This window comes from Nocardioides piscis, from assembly GCF_011300215.1.
Classification (GTDB): domain Bacteria; phylum Actinomycetota; class Actinomycetes; order Propionibacteriales; family Nocardioidaceae; genus Nocardioides; species Nocardioides piscis.
Genome location: NZ_CP049866.1, coordinates 1,585,142 through 1,604,168, shown reverse-complemented (window position 1 = coordinate 1,604,168; position 19,027 = coordinate 1,585,142). Strand labels below are relative to the sequence as shown.

Annotated in this window: 18 protein-coding genes and 4 pseudogenes; 10 read left to right on the top strand and 12 right to left on the bottom strand. The window is 70.4% G+C overall.

Going from position 1 to position 19,027, the window contains the following annotated elements:
* Window positions 1-23 precede the first annotated feature (23 nt).
* Together G7071_RS07920 and G7071_RS19120 are read left to right on the top strand one after the other, a co-directional pair.
* Window positions 24-1,037, top strand: a complete 1,014-nt coding sequence (locus tag G7071_RS07920; RefSeq protein ID WP_246210578.1) for a DUF58 domain-containing protein — start codon at window positions 24-26, stop codon at window positions 1,035-1,037.
* Window positions 1,034-1,315, top strand: a complete 282-nt coding sequence (locus G7071_RS19120) for a hypothetical protein (RefSeq protein WP_246210577.1) — start codon at window positions 1,034-1,036, stop codon at window positions 1,313-1,315. Before G7071_RS07920 ends, G7071_RS19120 begins: the two co-directional genes overlap by 4 nt.
* Window positions 1,316-1,321: 6 nt before the next feature.
* On the opposite strand, the pseudogene G7071_RS19115 reads toward G7071_RS19120, so the two are convergent.
* Window positions 1,322-1,929 (bottom strand): annotated as a pseudogene (locus G7071_RS19115) (stage II sporulation protein M).
* 535 nt (window positions 1,930-2,464) lie between these two features.
* On the opposite strand from G7071_RS19115, the gene G7071_RS07910 reads away from it, so the two are divergent.
* Together G7071_RS07910 and G7071_RS07905 are read left to right on the top strand one after the other, a co-directional pair.
* Entirely contained in the window at window positions 2,465-3,154 is a 690-nt protein-coding gene (locus G7071_RS07910) for an RDD family protein (protein ID WP_246210576.1), read from the top strand.
* A gap of 7 nt (window positions 3,155-3,161) precedes the next feature.
* Entirely contained in the window at window positions 3,162-3,548 is a 387-nt protein-coding gene (locus G7071_RS07905) for a hypothetical protein (protein ID WP_166317076.1), read from the top strand.
* Here G7071_RS07905 and trmB read toward each other — a convergent pair.
* The 6 genes and pseudogenes from trmB to G7071_RS07875 form a co-directional block, all read right to left on the bottom strand.
* Window positions 3,542-4,276: a tRNA (guanine(46)-N(7))-methyltransferase TrmB gene (trmB, locus tag G7071_RS07900; protein WP_166317073.1), complete on the bottom strand. Its 735-nt coding sequence runs from the start codon at window positions 4,274-4,276 to the stop codon at window positions 3,542-3,544. The genes G7071_RS07905 and trmB overlap by 7 nt on opposite strands.
* Before the next feature lie 180 nt (window positions 4,277-4,456).
* Window positions 4,457-5,648: pseudogene (gene tuf / locus G7071_RS07895) on the bottom strand (elongation factor Tu).
* A gap of 81 nt (window positions 5,649-5,729) precedes the next feature.
* Complete coding sequence (fusA, locus tag G7071_RS07890; protein WP_281351780.1) at window positions 5,730-7,790, bottom strand: elongation factor G; 2,061 nt, start codon at window positions 7,788-7,790, stop codon at window positions 5,730-5,732.
* Between the two features lie 139 nt (window positions 7,791-7,929).
* Window positions 7,930-8,400, bottom strand: a complete 471-nt coding sequence (gene rpsG / locus G7071_RS07885; protein WP_166317067.1) for a 30S ribosomal protein S7 — start codon at window positions 8,398-8,400, stop codon at window positions 7,930-7,932.
* Window positions 8,400-8,771: a 30S ribosomal protein S12 gene (gene rpsL, locus G7071_RS07880; protein ID WP_166317064.1), complete on the bottom strand. Its 372-nt coding sequence runs from the start codon at window positions 8,769-8,771 to the stop codon at window positions 8,400-8,402. The genes rpsG and rpsL overlap by 1 nt, the downstream gene beginning before the upstream one ends.
* 225 nt (window positions 8,772-8,996) lie before the next feature.
* A complete protein-coding gene (locus G7071_RS07875) occupies window positions 8,997-10,457 on the bottom strand; it encodes an NCS2 family permease (protein ID WP_166317061.1) in 1,461 nt (486 codons plus the stop codon).
* 64 nt (window positions 10,458-10,521) lie between these two features.
* Here G7071_RS07875 and G7071_RS07870 point away from each other — a divergent pair, with 64 nt between their 5' ends.
* Complete coding sequence (locus G7071_RS07870) at window positions 10,522-10,803, top strand: DUF2530 domain-containing protein (RefSeq protein WP_246210575.1); 282 nt, start codon at window positions 10,522-10,524, stop codon at window positions 10,801-10,803.
* A complete protein-coding gene (locus tag G7071_RS07865) occupies window positions 10,800-11,399 on the top strand; it encodes a class I SAM-dependent DNA methyltransferase (RefSeq protein ID WP_206062946.1) in 600 nt (199 codons plus the stop codon). Before G7071_RS07870 ends, G7071_RS07865 begins: the two co-directional genes overlap by 4 nt.
* Before the next feature lie 3 nt (window positions 11,400-11,402).
* Here the strand turns inward: G7071_RS07865 and G7071_RS07860 are convergent, their stop codons facing one another.
* Window positions 11,403-12,203: a DUF3027 domain-containing protein gene (locus G7071_RS07860; protein ID WP_246210574.1), complete on the bottom strand. Its 801-nt coding sequence runs from the start codon at window positions 12,201-12,203 to the stop codon at window positions 11,403-11,405.
* Between the two features lie 97 nt (window positions 12,204-12,300).
* Between G7071_RS07860 and G7071_RS07855 the strand changes: the two genes are divergently transcribed.
* A complete protein-coding gene (locus G7071_RS07855; RefSeq protein ID WP_246210573.1) occupies window positions 12,301-13,737 on the top strand; it encodes an MFS transporter in 1,437 nt (478 codons plus the stop codon).
* 6 nt (window positions 13,738-13,743) lie between these two features.
* On the opposite strand, the gene G7071_RS07850 is transcribed toward G7071_RS07855, so the two are convergent.
* The 3 genes from G7071_RS07850 to G7071_RS19105 are packed head-to-tail and all read right to left on the bottom strand — an operon-like array spanning window position 13,744 to window position 15,655.
* Window positions 13,744-14,139 carry a cold-shock protein gene (locus G7071_RS07850; RefSeq protein ID WP_166317052.1) on the bottom strand — a complete coding sequence of 132 codons (396 nt, stop codon included), beginning with the start codon at window positions 14,137-14,139 and terminating at the stop codon, window positions 13,744-13,746.
* Between the two features lie 59 nt (window positions 14,140-14,198).
* A complete protein-coding gene (gene larE, locus G7071_RS19110; protein ID WP_246210572.1) occupies window positions 14,199-14,801 on the bottom strand; it encodes an ATP-dependent sacrificial sulfur transferase LarE in 603 nt (200 codons plus the stop codon).
* The gene (locus tag G7071_RS19105; protein ID WP_246210571.1) at window positions 14,738-15,655 is read right to left on the bottom strand and encodes an HAD hydrolase-like protein; all 918 of its coding nucleotides are present in this window, start codon (window positions 15,653-15,655) and stop codon (window positions 14,738-14,740) included. Before G7071_RS19105 ends, larE begins: the two co-directional genes overlap by 64 nt.
* A gap of 138 nt (window positions 15,656-15,793) precedes the next feature.
* Here G7071_RS19105 and G7071_RS19100 point away from each other — a divergent pair.
* The 3 genes and pseudogenes from G7071_RS19100 to G7071_RS19095 all read left to right on the top strand — a co-directional run.
* Window positions 15,794-17,116: pseudogene (locus tag G7071_RS19100) on the top strand (S8 family serine peptidase); the annotation flags it as partial.
* Window positions 17,005-17,484 (top strand): annotated as a pseudogene (locus tag G7071_RS19990) (S8 family serine peptidase); the annotation flags it as partial. The pseudogenes G7071_RS19100 and G7071_RS19990, both read left to right, overlap by 112 nt.
* A gap of 177 nt (window positions 17,485-17,661) precedes the next feature.
* A complete protein-coding gene (locus G7071_RS19095; protein WP_246210626.1) occupies window positions 17,662-17,919 on the top strand; it encodes a hypothetical protein in 258 nt (85 codons plus the stop codon).
* Window positions 17,920-17,921: 2 nt separating this feature from the next.
* Here the strand turns inward: G7071_RS19095 and G7071_RS07825 are convergent, their stop codons facing one another.
* Window positions 17,922-19,019 carry an RDD family protein gene (locus G7071_RS07825; protein WP_166317046.1) on the bottom strand — a complete coding sequence of 366 codons (1,098 nt, stop codon included), beginning with the start codon at window positions 19,017-19,019 and terminating at the stop codon, window positions 17,922-17,924.
* Window positions 19,020-19,027 lie beyond the last annotated feature (8 nt).

The following is a 19,027-nucleotide window of genomic DNA, read 5'->3' as shown; positions in this document are numbered from 1 at the left end:
ACCGGCGGAGCCTCGTCCTCGCCATGGTCATCACCGGTCGCACTCCCCTGCTGCTGCTCCTGGGCATGGTGCCCGTGGTGCTGCGACCAGCCATGAGCACCGTGTGGCTGTGGGTGCTGCTCGTCAGCGTGGTCGTGCTCGCGGACTGGCTGCTGGCCGCTCGTCCCGACCGCCTCACCGTCCGCCGTGCGGACCTGCCACCGGTGCGCCTGGGCGCCGAGTCGCAGTCGTGCCTGCTGATCAGCAATCCGGGCAGGATGCTGGTGCGTGCGACGGTGCGTGACGCCTGGCAGCCGACTGCGGGCGCCACCGGCAACCGTCACCCGGTCCGGCTGGACGCCGGCCAGACGCTGCCGCTCATCACTGCCCTGCGTCCCCGTCGTCGAGGGGACCTGCGGGCGGTCGGGGTGACCGTGCGGATCCCCGGCCCGTTGGGGCTGGCGGCCCGGCAGTCGACCATCGACGTGCCCGGGAGGCTGCGCTCGCTGCCTGCCTTCGAGTCGCGCAAGCACCTGCCTTCGCGCCTGGCGCGCCTGCGCGAGCTCGATGGGCGCTCCGCCGTGCGCACCCGTGGTGCCGGCACGGAGTTCGACTCGCTGCGCGAATACGTCCGCGGGGACGACGTGCGCGCCATCGACTGGCGCGCCACTGCCCGCAACCGCAACGTGGTCGTGCGCACCTGGCAACCCGAACGCGACCGTCGGGTCGTGCTCGTCCTGGACACCTCGCGCGTCTCCGCAGCCCGGGTCGGCGACGTGCCCCGACTCGACTCGGCCATGGACGCGGCGCTGCTCCTCGCGGCGCTCGCCGCCCGGGCAGGCGACCGGGTGGACTTCCTCGCCGGGGATCGACAGGTCCGCACCCGGTTGCGTGCGGCACGTGCCCGCGACGTCGCCGCCACCCTCCAGGACGCGATGGCCGACCTCGAGCCGGTGATCGCGGAGGCGGACTGGCGCGCCCTGGCCGGGGCGGTCAACAGCCTGGGTCGCCAACGTGCGCTCGTCGTGCTCCTGACCCCCTCGAGCCGGCATCGGTGATCGAGGGCCTGCTGCCCGTGCTGCCTGCCCTGCTGCGCCACCACCGCGTCGTCGTCGCCTCCGTCGCGGACCCGGCACTGCATCGGCTCGAGGACAGGCGCGACACCCTGGGCGAGGTCTATGGGGCGGCTGCCGCAGCGGTCGTGATCCAGCAGCGACAGCGGGCCGGGGAGATCCTGACGGCCCTCGGGGTGGACGTGGTGGATGCCGATGCGGAGGCCCTGCCGCCGGCCCTGGCCGACCACTACCTGACCCTGAAGGCCCGCGGCCTGCTCTGAGCCGGCTCAGGCCTGGGTCGCGACGCGGTCCTCGAGCAGGGCTGCATCGATGTCGCCGGTGTGTCCGCGAGCCACCGCGTTGCGACCGACGACGAAGACGTAGGCGAAGAAGGCGAGCTCGGCGACCACCCCGATCCCGACCCTGGCCGGAGTCGGCAGGCCCGACGGGGTCACGAAGGCCTCGATGACGCCACTGACGAACAGCACCACGACGAGCCCCAGGGCGACCGTTCCGGCCGTCCGGCCCTCACGCGCCATCGACTGGGACCGGGTGAGGTCGCCGGGCGAGACCCAGGACCAGAACAGGCGCAGGCCGACTCCCCCGGCGACGAAGACGGCCGTCAGCTCCAGCAGCCCATGGGGACTGATCAGCCCCAGAAGTGGGCGCCGTGGTCGTGCCGGATCATGATCGAGCCGATCACGGCGAGGTTGGCGATGTTCTGGAAGAGCAGATAGATCACCGGCGCACCGAGCACCCCCAGGGCGAGGCACAGGGCTGCGACCCATGCGTTGTTGATCCACACCTGGGCCGCGAAGTGCGAGGCGGCGTGCTCGCTGTAGTAGTTCTCGAAGTCCTCGCTGACCAGCTGGTCGACCTCCGAGGGTGTGAGCATGCTCTGCTCGACGGCCGGGTTCTGCAGCAGCCACCACATCATCACGGCCGTCACCACGACGTTGGCCGCGAGCGTCGCCATCCACCACCAGCGCAGACGGTAGAGCGCCGCCGGGAACCGGTCGGTGAAGAACGTGCCGACGCTGCTCCACGTCGTCGCTCGCGTCCCCACCGTGCGCAGCCGCGCCCGGGCCAGGATCGAGGAGAGGTAGGCGATCAGTGCGGCATCGGGGGCCGAGGTCCGCACGACCGAGAGGTGGGTCGCGACCCGTTGGTAGAGGTCGACGAGCTCGTCGTTGTCGGCATCGCGGAGACGGCGTCGTGACGTGAGCTCCTCGAGCCGACGCCAGGCATCCTGATGAGCCAGCACGTAGGCGTCGAGGTCCACGGCCCCAGCCTATGCTGGCAGCGATGTCGAGCCCTGGTCCTGCCTTCGCCAGCCTCACCGTCGACGACCACGTCACGGGCGAGGCGGTCGCGCTCGACCTGCCCCCGCCAGCCTCGGCTCCCGGATCGTCAGCGGCCTGATCGACATCGTGGTGACGCTGGTGCTGCTGGTCGTCGTCTTCGTGGTCCTCGGCGTGGCCGCGCTGCAGAGCGGCGAGGCGCTGTTCCACGTCGCCACCGTCGCGACCCTGATCACGGTGTTCATCGCCATACCGACGACGGTGGAGACACTCACCCGTGGCCGCTCGCTGGGCAAATGGGCCTGCGGCCTGCGAGCCGTCCGTGACGACGCCGGCCCCGTGTCGTTCCAGCACGCCTTCGTCCGGGCACTGGTGGGCTTCGTCGAGATCTATGCCTTCACCGGCACACCGGCGTTCTTCTCCGCGCTTCTGTCAGCGAAGGGCAAGCGGCTCGGTGACCATGCAGCCGGCACCTATGTCGTGCGAGAGCGCGTGCGGTTGCGACTCGCGCCCGCGGCCCTGATGCCACCCCACCTGCAGGCGTGGGCGCAGAACGCGGATCTGGCCACCCTGCCGACGGGCCTCGCGCTGGCGATCCGGCAATACCTCGGCCGGGCGGCGACGCTCGACAGCCGCACGCGTCACGACCTGGGCTCACGGCTGGCGGCCGACGTCTCGGCCTACGTCGCACCACCACCCCCACCCGGCACCCACCCCCAGGACCTCCTCGCCGCGGTCATGGCCGCGCGCCGGGAACGGGACATGGCCCGGCTGGAGCGCGAAGCAGCGATGCGCCGCCGACTGGTGGGAGAGCGCTGAAGCTCTCATGTGGGAGAGCATCCTGACGATAGCCGCGGGCACAGCGCTGCTCGTGGCGGCGCTCTGGGTGGTGCTCTACGGTGCTGCGACCTGGCGTCTCGCCCGTCGCCACCGGCCCTCCCCGCCCGCGCCGGTCGGCCCCCCGATCGAGCGGGTCGCCGCCGACCTGCGGCGTCTGCGTGCCGCCACCGAGCGCATCGCGCCCGGGACGAGCCAGGTCCGTCGGGTCGCTGTGCTCGCGGCCTACGACGAGACCCTGGTCCAGGCCTGCCAAGCGCTTGGACTCCCGGACATGCTCAGCGGCGTGCCCGCCGGCCCGGACCGGGAGGCGGCGCGGCTGCGGGTCGAGGCGATGCTCGAGGAGCAGGGGCTGCGCTTCGCGCCGGGTCAGTGACTGGTGCGTGTGTAGGCGAGGTCGGTGATCGTCCGGCCCTTCTCGAGCCCCTTGCGCTCGAACCTGGTGACTGGGCGGTCGTCCCAGCGACCGACCCGACCCCCCTCGAGCAGCGGCTCCGCGTCGAGCACGTCAACCATCTGGTTGGCGTAGTCGGCCCAGTCGGTGGCCAGGCGCCATACGGCACCGTGCTCGAGCCGTGACGCTGCGATGGCGGCGTTGGTCGCGGTCACGAACCGTCGCTTGTTGTGCTTGGTCTTGTGCCAGGGGTCCGGGAAGAAGGTCCAGAGCTCGCTCAGGCTCCCGGGCTCGATCAGGTGCTCGAGCGACCAGACCGCGTCGACGCCGCAGAAGCGCACGTTGTCGGCTCCGGCCTCTGCGACCCGCCAGAGCGAGTCGGCGATCCCCGGCCGCCAGACCTCGAACGCCAGGATGTTGGCATCCGGTCGAGCGGCGGCGAGCGCGGCGGTGGCCTCGCCGACCCCGGAGCCGATCTCCACGATCAAGGGGGCCTCACGGTCCCACGCGTCGGCGATCCGGAAGCCGGGCCGATCGACTGCCTCGTCCGGTATCACCCAGTCGGCCTGGTGGGCGGCCCAGCCTGCAGCCTGCTTGGGCGTGAACCTGCTGCCCCGGCGCGAGTAGGTGAGCACCTCACGCACCCGCCGGCCGTCGTCGGTGAGCTTGTGGTGCGGGCGGGCGGGGCGGGCGTCGTTCACGCCGACCATTGTCCCAGCGCCGTCCCCGTGAGATGCCACGAGGCCCCACTCCCGAAGGAGTGGGACCTCGTAGACCGTTCAGCTGCTCGTCAGGGACGAGCGGGGATCACTTGGTGATCACGGACTCGCTTCGCTCGCCGGGATCACTTCAGCTCGGAGCGGGTACGAGCAAGCTCGACCCGCCTGTCCTCACTTCGTGATCTTGGTGACGCGGCCGGCGCCGACGGTGCGGCCACCCTCGCGGATGGCGAAGCGCAGACCCTCGTCCATGGCGATGGGCTGGATGAGCTCGACCGACATCTCGGTGTTGTCACCCGGCATGACCATCTCGGTGCCCTCGGGCAGGGTCACAACACCGGTCACGTCAGTCGTACGGAAGTAGAACTGGGGACGGTAGTTGTTGAAGAACGGCGTGTGACGGCCGCCCTCGTCCTTGCTGAGGATGTAGACCGACGCCTCGAAGTTGGTGTGAGGGTCGTGGTGCCCGGCTTGATGACGACCATGCCGCGCTCGATGTCCTCGCGCTTGGTGCCACGGAGCAGGAGGCCGACGTTCTCGCCGGCCTGGCCCTCGTCGAGGAGCTTGCGGAACATCTCGACACCGGTGACGGTGCTCTTCTGGCTGGTCTCGCGGATGCCGATGATCTCGACCTCCTCGTTGACCTTGACGATGCCGCGCTCGATGCGACCGGTGATGACGGTGCCACGACCGGTGATCGTGAAGACGTCCTCGACGGGCATGAGGAAGGGCTTCTCGGTCTCACGCTCGGGGTCGGGATGGACTCGTCCACCGCGGCCATGAGCTCGAGGACCGACTTGCCCCACTTCTCGTCGCCCTGGAGCGCCGGGAAGGCAGCCACGCGCACGACGGGGATGTTGTCGCCGTCGAACTCGTACTCGGAGAGGAGCTCACGCACCTCCATCTCGACGAGCTCGATGAGCTCCTCGTCGTCGACCATGTCGCACTTGTTGAGCGCCACGACCAGGGCCGGCACGCCGACCTGGCGGGCGAGCAGCACGTGCTCACGCGTCTGCGGCATCGGACCGTCGGTGGCGGCAACCACGAGGATCGCGCCGTCCATCTGGGCAGCGCCGGTGATCATGTTCTTGATGTAGTCGGCGTGACCGGGGCAGTCGACGTGCGCGTAGTGGCGCGACTCGGTCTGGTACTCGACGTGCGCGATCGAGATGGTGATGCCGCGCTGACGCTCTTCGGGCGCCTTGTCGATCTGGTCGAACGCCGACGCCTCGTTGAGGTTCGGGTACGCGTCGTGCAGCACCTTGGTGATTGCTGCGGTCAACGTCGTCTTGCCATGGTCGATGTGACCGATGGTTCCGATGTTGACGTGCGGCTTGGTCCGCTCGAACTTCGCCTTAGCCACTGGGGCTCCTCCTGGTTGGATTGGTACTAGAACTCGTGGGTGTGAAAAACGGGTGGTGCGTGTGCCGGTGGTCCGTGGCGACTATTCGCCGCGGACCTTCTTGACGATCTCCTCGGCGATGTTCGTGGGAACCTCGGCGTACGAGTCGAACTCCATCGAGTACGACGCCTGTCCCGAGGTCTTCGACCTCAAGTCGCCAACGTACCCGAACATCTCTGACAGCGGCACAAGGGCGTTGACGACCATGTCGCCGTGACGCTCCTCCTGAGCCTGGATCTGACCGCGACGCGAGTTGATGTCGCCGATCACGGTGCCGAGGAAGCTCTCGGGAGTCGTGACCTCGACGGCGAACATCGGCTCGAGCAGCACCGGCTTGGCCCGGCGGGCGGCCTCCTTGAAGGCCTGGTTGCCGGCGATCTTGAAGGCGAGCTCGGAGGAGTCGACGTCGTGGTAGGCGCCGTCCTCCAGCGAGAACTTCACGTCCACCATCGGGTAGCCGGCGAGGACGCCGAACTCCATGGCGTCCTGGCCGCCCTGGTCGACCGAAGGGATGTATTCCTTCGGCACGCGACCACCGGTGACGTTGTTCTGGAACTCGTAGCCCGCGCCCACACCGGTCTCGGGGTCGATGTTCGGACCGAGGTTGATGACGACCTTGGCGAACTGACCCGACCCACCGGTCTGCTTCTTGTGGGTGTAGGAGTGCTTCTCGACCGTGTTGCGGATGGTCTCGCGGTAGGCGACCTGCGGCTTGCCGACTGTCGCCTCGACCCGGAACTCGCGCTTCATCCGGTCGACGAGGATCTCGAGGTGGAGCTCACCCATGCCGGCGATGATCGTCTGGCCGGTCTCTTCGTCGGCCTTGACGGTGAACGTCGGGTCCTCGTCGGAGAGGCGCTGGATCGCGGTGCCGAGCTTCTCCTGGTCGCTCTTGGTCTTCGGCTCGATCGCGACCTCGATCACCGGGGCCGGGAACGTCATCGACTCGAGGACGACCTGGTTCTGCGGGTCGCACAGGGTGTGACCGGTCTTGGTGTCCTTGAGCCCCATGACGGCCACGATCTGCCCGGCGCCGACGGCGGCGATCTCCTCACGCTTGTTGGCGTGCATCTGGTAGACCTTGCCGACGCGCTCCTTGCGACCGTTGACCGAGTTGACCACGGTCGAGCCGGCCTCGAGCTTGCCGGAGTAGACCCGGACGTAGATCAGCTTGCCGAGGTGGGGGTCGGTGGCGATCTTGTAGGCGAGGCCACAGAAGGGCTCGTCATCGCTGGGGAGACGCTTGATCTCCTTCTCCTCGTCGTTGGGCGCGTGCCCGACGATGGCATCGATGTCGAGCGGGGAGGGAAGGAACTTCACGACCGCGTCGAGCAGCGGCTGGACGCCCTTGTTCTTGAACGCGGTGCCGCACAGGACGGGGTTGATCTTGTCGGCGAGCGTGGCGCGACGGATCGCGGCCTCGAGCTCCTCGACGGTGAACTCGCCCTCGTCGAGGAACTTCTCCATGATCTCGTCGTCGGCCTCGGCCAGGGTCTCGAGCAGCTTCTCGCGGTATTCCGCGGCCTGCTCGGCGAGGTCGGCCGGGATCTCCTCGACCTCGTAGTCCTCACCCATCGTGGTCTCGCCACGCCAGGTCAGGGCACGCATGCCGACCAGGTCGACGACCCCGAGGAAGTCACCCTCGGCGCCGATCGGGAGCTGCAGCACCAGCGGGGTGGAGTTGAGGCGCTCGACCATCATGTCGACGCAGCGGAAGAAGTCGGCGCCGGTGCGGTCGAGCTTGTTGACGAAGCACATGCGGGGCACGGAGTACTTGTTGGCCTGGCGCCACACCGTCATCGTCTGCGGCTCGACGCCGGCGACACCGTCGAAGACCGCGACTGCGCCGTCGAGGACGCGCAGCGAGCGCTCGACCTCGACCGTGAAGTCGACGTGGCCCGGGGTGTCGATGATGTTGATCTGGTGGTTCTTCCACCAGCAGGTGGTCGCAGCGGAGGTGATGGTGATGCCACGCTCCTGCTCCTGCTCCATCCAGTCCATCGTGGCCGCACCGTCGTGGACCTCACCGATCTTGTAGCTGATGCCGGTGTAGAACAGGATGCGCTCGGTGGTGGTGGTCTTGCCGGCGTCGATGTGCGCCATGATGCCGATGTTGCGGACCTTGTTGAGGTCGGTGGTGATTTCGACGGCCACGTAGTTTCTCAGTCCCTTGCGAGTTGGTGGGGCGTGCAGTGGGTCACGGCGTACGGCGGAGCAGCTGCTGCGCCGTACGCCGTGATCATCACCAGCGGTAGTGGGCGAAGGCCTTGTTGGACTCGGCCATCTTGTGCGTGTCCTCGCGCTTCTTCACTGCGGCACCGAGGCCGTTGGAAGCGTCGAGGATCTCGTTCATGAGGCGCTCGGCCATCGTCTTCTCACGACGGTCGGCCGCGTAGCCCACGAGCCAGCGCAGGGCCAGCGTGGTCTGACGGTTGGCCTTGACCTCGACCGGGACCTGGTAGGTCGCCCCGCCGACGCGGCGGGACTTGACCTCGAGGGCCGGCTTGACGTTGTCGAGCGCACGCTTGAGCGTGACGACCGGGTCGCTGCCGGTCTTCTCGCGGCAGCCCTCGAGCGCGGTGTAGACGATGCGCTGGGCAACGGCCTTCTTGCCGTCCTGGAGGACCTTGCTGACGAGCTGGGTGACGACCTGCGAGCCGTAGACCGGGTCGACGACGAGGGGGCGCTTGGGAGCGGGACCCTTGCGAGGCATTACTTCTCCTTCTTCGCGCCGTAGAGGCTGCGGGCCTGCTTGCGGTTCTTGACACCCTGGGTGTCAAGCGTGCCGCGGATGATCTTGTAGCGGACACCGGGAAGGTCCTTCACACGGCCGCCGCGCACAAGCACGATCGAGTGCTCCTGCAGGTTGTGACCGACGCCCGGGATGTAGGCCGTGACCTCGACGCCGGAGCTCAGACGCACGCGGGCGACCTTGCGGAGGGCGGAGTTGGGCTTCTTCGGGGTGGTCGTGTAGACGCGGGTGCAGACGCCACGGCGCTGCGGGGATCCCTTCAGGGCAGGCGTCTTGCTCTTGGACACCTTGTCCTGGCGGCCCTTGCGGACCAGTTGCTGAATGGTGGGCACCGAGTGGTTCCCTTTCTTTCTCATCTATCTCGCAACGACGACCTGTCGAGGCGGTGAGTTTCGGGAACTGCCGCTCGAGAGCGGTGGTGCCCGGCTGCGCGTGCGCAGGAGGTGAGTGCCTGACTAGGTTCTGGGCAGGCCAGAGGGCGGGCCAGACACAAGGAGACAATCTACCGGGGGGTCTACGGGCGGTCAAAACGCCACCGACGGCGACCTCCCGCGCGATCAGCGGTCGAGCAGGGCCGAGATCGGGCTGATCGCGAAGTAGAGGACGAACATCGCGGCCACGACCCACATCAGGGCGTGCACCTCGCGCGCCTTGCCTCGGACGACCTTGATCAGGACGAAGGCGAGGAAGCCGGCGCCGATCCCCGCGGAGATGGAGTAGGTGAAGGGCATCAGCACGATCGTCAGGAACGCAGGGATGGCGATCTCGAGGTCGTCCCAGTCGATGCCCCGCACCTGCTGCATCATCAAGAAGCCGACGAGCACGAGCGCAGGCACCGCTGCCTCGTTGGGGATCACGACCACGAGGGGGGCGAGCAGGGTGGCCAGCAGGAAGAGGACACCGGTGACCACGGAGGCGAGGCCCGTCCGCGCCCCCTCGCCCACACCCGAGGCGCTCTCGATGTAGGAGGTGTTGCTGGACACGGCTGCAGCGCCGCCCGCAGCGGCCGCGAGGGAGTCGACGATCAGGATGCGCTTGGTGTTGGGCGGGTTGCCCTCCTCGTCGAGCAGGCCGGCCTCGGCGCCGATGGCCGTCATCGTGCCCATCGTGTCGAAGAAGTCGGCCAGGAGCAGCGTGAAGACCAGCAGCACCACGGTGACGATCCCGGCGTTCTCCCAGGAGCCCAGCAGGCTGAAGTTGCCGAGGAGCCCGAAGTCGGGCAGGTCGAAGACCTTGTCGGGCAGCGCCGGGACGTTGAGGTTCCAGCCCTTCGGGTTGACCTCGCCGTCCTCGGCGAACGTGGGGCCGACCTGGGCGACCTTCTCCACGACGACGGCGACCACCGTGGTGACGAGGATCGAGATCAGGATCGCGCCCTTGACCTGGCGCACGTAGAGGGCGATGACGAGCACGAGCCCGAGGGCGAACACCAGGACAGGCCAGCCTGCGAGCTGACCACCGATACCCATCTCCACCGGCACCGGACCAGCGCCCGTACGGCGCACGAACCCGGCGTCGACCAGACCGATCAGCGCGATGAACAGACCGATGCCGACCGAGATCGCGATCTTGAGCTGCGCCGGCACCGCGTGGAAGACCGCCTCGCGGAACCCGGTGAGGACCAGCAGCAGGATGACCACGCCTTCGATCACCACGAGCCCCATCGCGTCGGCCCACGTCATCTGGCTCGCCACCGAGAAGGTGACGAAGGCGTTCAGGCCCAGGCCGGTGGCCAGGGCCAGCGGATAGTTGGCGACCACCCCCATCAGGATCGTCAGCACCCCGGCCGCCAGCGCGGTTGCGGCGGCGATCTGCGGGAACGTCCCGAGGAGCTCCCCGTTGATGTCCTCGCCCTGGAGCAGGATGATCGGGTTGAGGACGATGATGTAGGCCATCGTCAGGAACGTGACGATCCCACCGCGGACCTCGCGGGCCACGGAGGAGCCCCGCTCGGTGATGCGGAAGAAGCCGTCGATGCCGGTGGACCGTGGAGTCGCGGTCGCAGTCTTGTCAGTCACGGGGCGGAAGTCTGGCAGAGCGCTGCCGCGACCGGTCAGCAGCCTGCGCGGTAACGTGGCCCGCGTGGAGTTGAGGGACGACCGGACGACCCAGCACGAGATCGGCAGCCGCACCTACGTCGTGGCGCAGGTCGAGCCGCTCGACGTCGACGGCGTGCGCACCGTCGAGGTCGGGGTCGGCGTGTGGCTGGTCGCGTTCGTGGCGCTGCTGCCGTTCTACGGCACCCTGCAGGAGACGGGACGGACCTGGTGGCTGTGGACGTGCCTGGCCGGCTTCGGGCTGGGGCTCTTCGGCCTGGAGTACTGCCGCCGTCGCCGCAAGGCGCGCGCCGAGCAGGCATCGTGACCTCGCCTCCCCCCACCCGCTGGGCGCTGGCCGGGCAGCGCAACCGCGGCTACGCCGAGACGTTCGCGACCAGGCTGGCCGAGGGGGTCGACGTCGACGGTGAGGCGCGCCTCGCCGATGCGCTCGTCGCCCGCCGTTCCCGCATCCTCGACGTGGGCTCGGGCATGGGCCGGGTCGCGGCCGCGCTGGTGGCTCGAGGGCACGACGTGGTCGCCACCGAACCCGACGACGCGCTGCGGGCGCAGTCGCTGGCGACGTACGCCGAGGTCGCGGTGCTGCCACACGAGGCGCTGACGCTGCCCGACCTCGACCCCTTCGACCTGATCGTGGTCGTCGGCAACGTGATGGTCTATCTCGGTGAGGACACCGAGCGCGAGGTGCTGGCGCGCCTGCGGTCGCTGCTGGCGCCCGGCGGTCGGATCCTGGCGGGCTTCCACCTCTCGGGGACCAAGAACGGCAGTCGCGCCTATCCGGCGGAGGAGTTCGTCAGCGACGCTGCCGCGGCCGGCCTGACGGTCGACCTGAGGTTCGGCAGCTATGAGCTGCACGCGCCCAACGACGACTATGCGGTGTGGGTGCTGAGCCCCACGGGCTGAAGGTCAGAGCGACTCGAACTCGTCGTCGGTCAGCGTGTCGAAGACATGGTCGGGCACCGGGATCGGCTGCTGCTTGCGGGCCAGCTTGACCTCGGAGTGGGCACCGCAGCCGTGGTTGAAGGACACGACCCGGCCGTCGTCGTTGGCGTTTCCGTTGGCGCACACGCCGAAGGTGCCCGCCAGAGGTCCGGCTAGACGGACCAGGAAGCCGCACGACCAGCAGGTCTGCGGGGCGCTCTTGGCCAGCGCCGACTCCGGTCCCCCGTCACCGGAATACCAGCGCTCGGCCGCCAGGTCGCGCCCCTCCGGGGACAGCGTGCGCACGCGGCCGAGGCCGAGGTCGGCTGCGACCTGACGGATCTGCGCCTTGGCGTCGCTGTCGAGGGGGTCGTCACCGAAGGAATAGCTCGGAACCAGGCGGGGATCCTCGTCCTCCACCGGCAGCAGGTCACCGGGTGAGAGGTCACCGGGCTGCAGGCGCTCCTTGTAGGGGACCCAGGACGGGGCCACGATCGCCTCGTCGCCCGGCAGGAGCACCGCCTCGTTGACGGTCGCCGTGCTCGAGTCGGCCGCCCGCGTCAGCGTCACCGACCAGTGCCAGCCCACGTATCCGGGCCGGTTGCAGGCGAAGAGGTGGGTGGCGATCAGGTCCTCCTCGCGCCGCGCACCCAGGTGCTCGCCGACGTCTGCTGCGTCGGTGAGCTGGAGGACGACGTCGCGTGCGAGGTCGACGGCCCCGGCCAGGGTGGCGTCGGGTTCGTCGACAGGGTGGGCGTCGGCTGAGTTCTCGGCGAGGTCGATCACTGCCGAATCATGACGCACTTGCGCCGCGCTGTCAGTTCGGGCGGTCATACGGCGCCTGCTGGCGGGTTCGGTCGCACCGGCACGGCAGGATTGGCCCATGACTCCCGAGCACCCACGCTCCGACCCGCGGCCGGCCCCTGGGAACGGGGCGATGGGGCGCGGGGTGCGCGGTGCCGGTCGCGGGCTGCGCACTGCAGGTCAGGGCGTTCGTCGCGGGGTTGCCGGCGCCACGCGAGCCACCGGACGCGCGAGCCGCTACACGGTGCACCAGGCTCGTCGTGCCGCGCGCGCCGAAGGGGCCGGTGAGTCGGGCCTGTCGCGCTTGATCGGACTGCACTCCCTCAACGCGGCGGGCGACGCGGCGGTGGCCATCTCGTTGGCAGGCACCCTGTTCTTCCAGGTCCCGACCGGCGAGGCGCGCGGGCAGGTCGCCCTGTTCCTGGCCCTGACGATGCTGCCGTTCGCCATCGTGGCGCCGTTGATCGGGCCCTTCCTCGACCGCTTCAGCCACGGCCGCCGGTGGGCGATCGGGGCGACGATGGCGACGCGCGCCTTCCTCTGCTGGGTCCTGGCCACGGCGGTCGCCACCGACTCACGCTGGCTCTTCCCGGCTGCGCTCGGGGTCCTGGTCGCCTCCAAGGCGTACGGCGTGACGCGCGCCGCTGCCGTGCCCAGGCTCGTCCCGCCCGACCTGACCCTGGTCAAGGCCAACGCCCGCGTCTCCATGGCCGGCATCATCGGGGCCGCACTGTCCGCCCCGATCGCCATCCTCGCCTCGACCGCCGGATCCGACTGGTCACTGCGCTACGGGTTCGTGATCTTCGTCGTCGCCACCATCCTGGCCATCCGCCTGCCCGCACGGGTCGACTCCAGCCTGGGCGAAGGCACGCTGGTGCTGATGCCGGCCCCGTCCGACCGCCAGGCGTCGGTCCACACCTCGAAGCGCCGCCCACGGACCCGCATCCCTGCAGCAGTCGCCTTCGCGCTGCGTGCGAACTGCGGGCCCCGGTGGCTCTCCGGCTTCCTGACCATGTTCATGGCCTTCCTGCTGCGCGACAACCCGATCGGGGACTGGAAGCCTGAGGTGCTCCTCGGCCTCGTCATCGGCGCAGCGGGACTCGGCAACACACTGGGAATCACCCTCGGGTCGCTGCTCAAGCGCATCGATCCGACCCTGACCGTCGTCCTCGCCCTCGCCGCGGACGCCGTGGTGGCGTTCGTCGCGGCCCTCTTCTACGGGTTGCTGCCCCTCGTCGCACTCGGCCTGACCGCCGGCCTTGCGCAGTCGCTGGCGAAGCTGTCCCTGGACTCCACGATCCAGCGCGACGTGCCCGAACGCATCCAGGCGAGCGCGTTCGCTCGCTCCGACACCACCCTCCAGCTCGCCTGGGTCGTCGGCGGCTTCGTCGGGATCGCGATCCCGCTCCTGCCCGAGCTCGGTCTCGGCCTGGCGTGCGCCGTGCTCTCGGCGTGGGCGGTCTACGTCTTCGTCAGCCGGCCCGGACGCCTGGGCACGTCACCGGGCGGCGCCTGAGATCGCTCAGAGCTCCAGCTCGTCGGCCAGGGCCCGCAGCAGCTTCGCGGTCGGCCTCGCAGCCTTGGGCTCGGGGTGACGTCCGTGTCGGTAGGTCTCCCCGACGTTGTCGAGCAGCCGGATGAGGTCCTCGACGATCGCGGTCATCGTCTCGGGGTCCTTGCGCTGCGCGTTGCGCTTGTTGCGGGTGACCGAGGCCGGCGCGTCGAGGACCCGCACCAGCAGCGCCTGGTCACCGCGCCGACCCTGCGCGACGTCGAACTCGACCCGGGTGCCGTTCTTGATCGTGCTCATCCCCTCGGGGAGGGCGTCGGCGTGCAGATAGACGTCGGGGCCGTTGTCCTGGGACAGGAAGCCGAAACCCTTGTCGGCGTCGAACCACTTCACCTTGCCAGTGGGCACGGTCTGACCTCTTCTTCGTCTCCAGGCGTGGCAACGGCGGCCACGGTGCGGGGCAGACTCTAGGGGGCGAGTGCCGCGTTGAGCGAGCCGGACCGGAAGCCGAGCGGATCGAGCACGGCCTCACCGAACCCGGCCCGGGCCACGGCGTCGAGCACGCGTCGGCGTACGGCGCTCGCGGGCCCTGCGTCGGCCAGCGGACCGGCGAGCAGGGCCACATCGACCTCGATCGAGGCCCGGTCCCCCAGGTCGCGCACGCGCAGGTCGCGCACCTCGATCCCGGCCGCGTCCAGCGCGGCGCGCACCCCCGCCTCGGCGCGCTCGACGCGTGCCAACCGGTGGGGGGTGACCTCGATGCCATAGGCCACCCGCGAGGACAGGCAGGCGGCGGCGGGCTTGTCCCACGTCGGCAGGCCCCACCGCCGCGAGGCGCGGCGGACGTCGTGCTTGGTCAGTCCGGCGTCCAGGAGCGGGGTGACCGCACCCCGCTCTGCGGCGGCGCGGATCCCGGGCCGGAAGCCGGCGACAGCGTCGTCGGCGTTGGTGCCGGTCGCGACGTGGGCGATGCCACGCTCGCGAGCGATCGGCCCCAGGGTCTCGATCAGCTCCGCCTTGCAGAAGTAGCAGCGTTGGCCGGTGTTCTCGCGATAGCCCTCCCGGTCCATCTCGTGGGTCCGGGGGTGACCAGGTCGACCCCGAGGTCGGCCGCGAAGTCGCGGGCCGGGTCACGCTCGTCGGCCGGCAGCGAGTCGGAGTAGCCCGTGGCCGCAAGGACGTTGTCGACGCCGAGCGTGCGCACGGCCGCGGCGAGCAGCAGCGCACTGTCCGCCCCGCCGCTGAAGGCGACCAGCACCGAACCCAGCTGACGCAGTCGCTCCTCGAGAGCGGCGAGCCGCAGGTCGAGGACGTGGTCGTCGAGCCAGGCCGGGAACTCCTCGAGGCTGTCGAGGACGACATGGGTGCCGGCAGCCAGGAGCTCGTCGCGCGTGCTGCCGCCGGTGAGCACGGAGACGCTGACGACGCCCGCAGCAAGGGCGCCCTCCACGTCGTGCACGTGGTCGCCGACATAGACCGAGGCCCCCTCGCGCACCAGGGCGTCCGCCTTGCCGACGCCCCACACCATGCCCGTGAGCTGGTCGACGTCGAGTGCGAGGTGGTCCACGTGGCGTTGGGCGTTGGGCGCGAACTTGCCGGTGACGAGCAGGATGCGGCCGTCGTGGCGGCGTACGGCGGCGAGCGCGTCGACCGCACCGGGCAGTGTGGGCACCGCCGAGATGGCGTGGTCGACGTAGAGCTCGCGGAAACGGTCGGTCGCCGGGCCGATCGCGTCAGCTGCCAGGTGCGGCTCGAGGATGAGGTCGAGAGGCGGTCCGAGCTTTCGGGTGAGCTCGACGACGGGGAACGCCACCCCCAGCTCGGCACCGAGGGCCTGCAGCGTGGCGGCGAAGCCGGGCACGGTGTCGATCAGCGTCATGTCGAGGTCGAAGCCCACCACGAGAGCGGGGGCCTGGGACGTCATGCGTCCACCCTAGGTGTCCTCGTCCAGCCCTTTGATTCCCCGGGGTCTGGCTGCAACCATGGACGGTCGTGCGCGACTGCGCCACAATGGCGCGCCCATGCCCAGCCTCCCCCAGCCCACAACTCCTGAGGAGCGACCGTGACGTCGAGCCCCACCGCGACCCGAGCCGTGCGCCTCGCACTGTCCGGGGTGGTCGCTGGGATCCTCGCCGCGGGCGCGTTGGTCACTCCCGCGGTGCACGCCGTCGCGGAAGAACCGCCCAGCCTCCACCTCGTCACCCTGACCGGGCCCGGCACCTCCGCACCAGCCGCCGGGGGGTCGCGACCGACGAGGGCCGCGCTGCTCGCCCGGCAGGACTCCGTGCTCGCCGGCATCGACGCCGCGGAGCCGGCCTACCGGTGGACCACGGCGCTCAACGGGTTTGCGGTCGCGCTGACGGCCGACCAGGTCTCGGCGCTGGAGGCCGACAGCGAGGTCGTCACGGTCGAGGCCAACTCGGTGCGGCCGATGGCCGGGCGCCTCATGTCGCCCGAGGCCTCGGCCAACCCGCTGTCACGTCCGCGCGAGGAAGGCGGTCGCGGCGGTGCCGGGGTGGTGATCGGCGTCGTCGACTCCGGGATCGACCCCGAGTCCCCGCTGTTCGCCGACGTCCCCTACCTCGGCCCCGACGCGGCGAACTACTCAGGGCTCTGCACGGTCGGCGAGGAGTGGCCGGCGGCAGCCTGCAACCGCAAGCTCGTCGGCGCGGGCTGGTGGGTGGCCGGCTTCGGGGAAGACCGCATCCGTTCGTCCGAGACCCTGTCGGCGCGGGACGCGATCGGGCACGGCACCCAGGTCGCCTCCGTGGCAGCCGGCAACTCCGACGTCTCGGTGCGCATCGACCAGCGCACCACGGGCACCTTCAGCGGCGTCGCGCCTCGCGCGCGCGTCGCGGCCTACAAGGCGTGCTGGGCCGCGCCGGACCCGGTCGATGACGGCTGCGCGACGGCCGACCTCGTCTCGGCCATCGACCAGGCCACGGCCGACGGCGTCGACGTCCTCAACGTCTCCACCGCCGGACCCAGCACGGTCGACACGGTGCAGCGCGCGCTCCTCGGAGCCGCGGAGGCCGACATCGTGGTGATCGGTGCGGCCGGCAACGCAGGGCGCTCGGCTCTCGCCGGCCATCCCACGCCGTGGGTCACCACCGTCGGTGCGGCCAGGGGCAGCACCCTGCGCGGCCAGGTGAGGGTCGCGGGCGGCCCGAGCCTGACCGGTGCCAGCAGGTCTCGCCGTGACGTCGGGCCGGTGCAGCTCATCCTCGGATCGGACGTGGCCGCAGCCGGTGCGCGGGTGCGTGATGCGCGCGAGTGCCGTCCGGACTCCCTGGACGCCGGACAGGTCGCGGGCAAGGCCGTCGTGTGTGTGCGCGGCGGCATCGGTCGCGTCGACAAGTCGCTCGCCGTCTCGCGCGCCGACGGCGTGGCGATGGTGCTGGTCAACGACCGTGCTGGGGGACCCTCGACGACTTCCACAGCGTCCCGACCGTCCAGCTCGCCCAGGCACCGGGTGAGCGCCTCGTCAGCTGGATACGCAGGCGCCCCAGGACCACCGTTCGCTTCGAGCCGCTGCGAGCCAGCTCTGGGCAGGCGAGTGCAGCAGGCTGGTCGGCGCCCGGTGACGCCCGCTCCACGCTGCTCAAGCCCGACGTCGTCGCGCTCGGTGAGGGTGTCCTCGGCGCCATCCCCGACTCCTGGGCACTGTTCTCCGGCACCTCGGCAGCCAGCGCACGCGTCAGTGGGCTCGCGGCCCTGCTCCGTGCCGACCACGACTGGTCGGCGCCGATCGTCCGCTCGGTCCTGACGACGACCGCGACTCCCCTCGCGGGCGCCTCGACCCTCCTCCAGGGTGCCGGTCGCGTCGCTGCTTCGCACCAGCGGCCGGGGCTCGGGCTGGACGTCGCGCTGCCTGACTATCGCCGTGCACTCGAAGCCCTCTCCTGGCGTGACCTGAACGTGCCCTCGGTGATGATGCGAGGAGCGGGCACGACCACGCGCCGCGTCACCAACCTCGGTCGAGGTGCGACCTACTTCTCCGCACGGGTTCGTGGCTTCGCGCGGCACCGCGTGCAGGTGACGCCGGTCGCCCTGATGCTGGACCCCGGCGAGTCGGCCAGGGTGCGGATCACCGTGACCGGCGGTCCGGGTCGCTTCGACGACGGCTGGGTCGTATGGCGAGGGGCGCGCGGCACCTCGACCCGCATCCCCGTCGCCATCACCCGCTGAGCTCAGCCCTCGCGCTGGACCGTCATCTGGCGGTCGCCGAACGACACGACGTCCCCCTCGACCAGGGTGGCGGGGCGTCCAGGAGACAGTCGCCGGGCAACACCCCGCCTCCTCAGCACCGAGCCGTTGGTGGACCCGCGGTCCATCACCACCAGCACGCCGTCGGGCGCAGGACCGAGCTGGGCGTGGGTCTTGGAGACCGACATGTCGGACGAGCCGAGCGGGACGAGGTGGTGGACCTGTTCCCCCTGCCGCGGCACCGGGCGGCGCCCGACGAGAGCCAGGCCCTCGACCACGAGCGTCTCGCCGGAGTCGAACACGACTCGCCAACGCGGCGCGGTCGACGATGCCGACGCCTGGGCTGCGCCTGGCTTGGGACGCACCACGGTCCGTCCGCCCTCTGGCACAGGGCGCCCGGCAGATGTCGTGACCGCACCTGGAGAAGCGGGCCGGGGCGGCGTGGCCGGGGCATGCGCCGGGACCAACGTCGAGTCCTGCACGTGGCGTGCGGACTGCTCGGACCGTGGAGGGCTCGCCCGCCGCAGCGGTGCCTCCGGCTCGACCGGGGTGGCCGGGATGAGCCTCATCGCCGTCAGGTTGACCACGTGTCGAGGGGTGTGGTCCACCTCCTCCACCCGGTCGTCGACGGGACGGACGTCGACCACGATCGAGTGCGCGACGAGGTCGTGCCACCCGCGGCGCTGCCGCGCCCGGTCCTCGACCGCCGTCCACGCCAAGGTGGCCAAGCCGATGCCGAACGTCGGCAGCGAACCGACACCGAGCACGAGGGCGCGCAGGAGAGCCGGCCCGGGACCGATGGGCGTCCCCGAGCCGTGGTGCACGACCCGCAGGCCGAGCACGGACTTGCCGGGGGTGCGACCGCCCAGCCCGGTCAGCATCGCCAGTGCGAGCCACACGAGGACCAGCATGACCACGCCGACCCCCAGGGACAGCACCTCGTCACGGGTGGCCGCCCAGGTCAGCGCGCCGGCTGCTCCGACCAGCCCCCAGGCGAGGAGCCGGTCGAGCACGAAGGCGTAGAACCGGCGCTCGAGCTCGGCGACCGGACAGGTCGGACCGCCCGACACGGACCGGCTCACGCGGCTGC

Coding starts and splice junctions, on each gene's coding strand:
- G7071_RS19095 (WP_246210626.1), top strand. CDS start 17,662: ATGATGCGAGGAGCGGGCACGACCACGCGCCGCGTCACCAACCTCGGT.
- larE (WP_246210572.1), bottom strand. CDS start 14,801: ATGGACCGGGAGGGCTATCGCGAGAACACCGGCCAACGCTGCTACTTC.
- G7071_RS07920 (WP_246210578.1), top strand. CDS start 24: ATGGTCATCACCGGTCGCACTCCCCTGCTGCTGCTCCTGGGCATGGTG.
- trmB (WP_166317073.1), bottom strand. CDS start 4,276: ATGGTCGGCGTGAACGACGCCCGCCCCGCCCGCCCGCACCACAAGCTC.
- fusA (WP_281351780.1), bottom strand. CDS start 7,790: ATGGCGCACATCGACGCCGGCAAGACCACCACCACCGAGCGCATCCTG.
- rpsG (WP_166317067.1), bottom strand. CDS start 8,400: ATGCCTCGCAAGGGTCCCGCTCCCAAGCGCCCCCTCGTCGTCGACCCG.
- G7071_RS07855 (WP_246210573.1), top strand. CDS start 12,301: ATGACTCCCGAGCACCCACGCTCCGACCCGCGGCCGGCCCCTGGGAAC.
- G7071_RS07905 (WP_166317076.1), top strand. CDS start 3,162: ATGTGGGAGAGCATCCTGACGATAGCCGCGGGCACAGCGCTGCTCGTG.
- G7071_RS19105 (WP_246210571.1), bottom strand. CDS start 15,655: ATGACGTCCCAGGCCCCCGCTCTCGTGGTGGGCTTCGACCTCGACATG.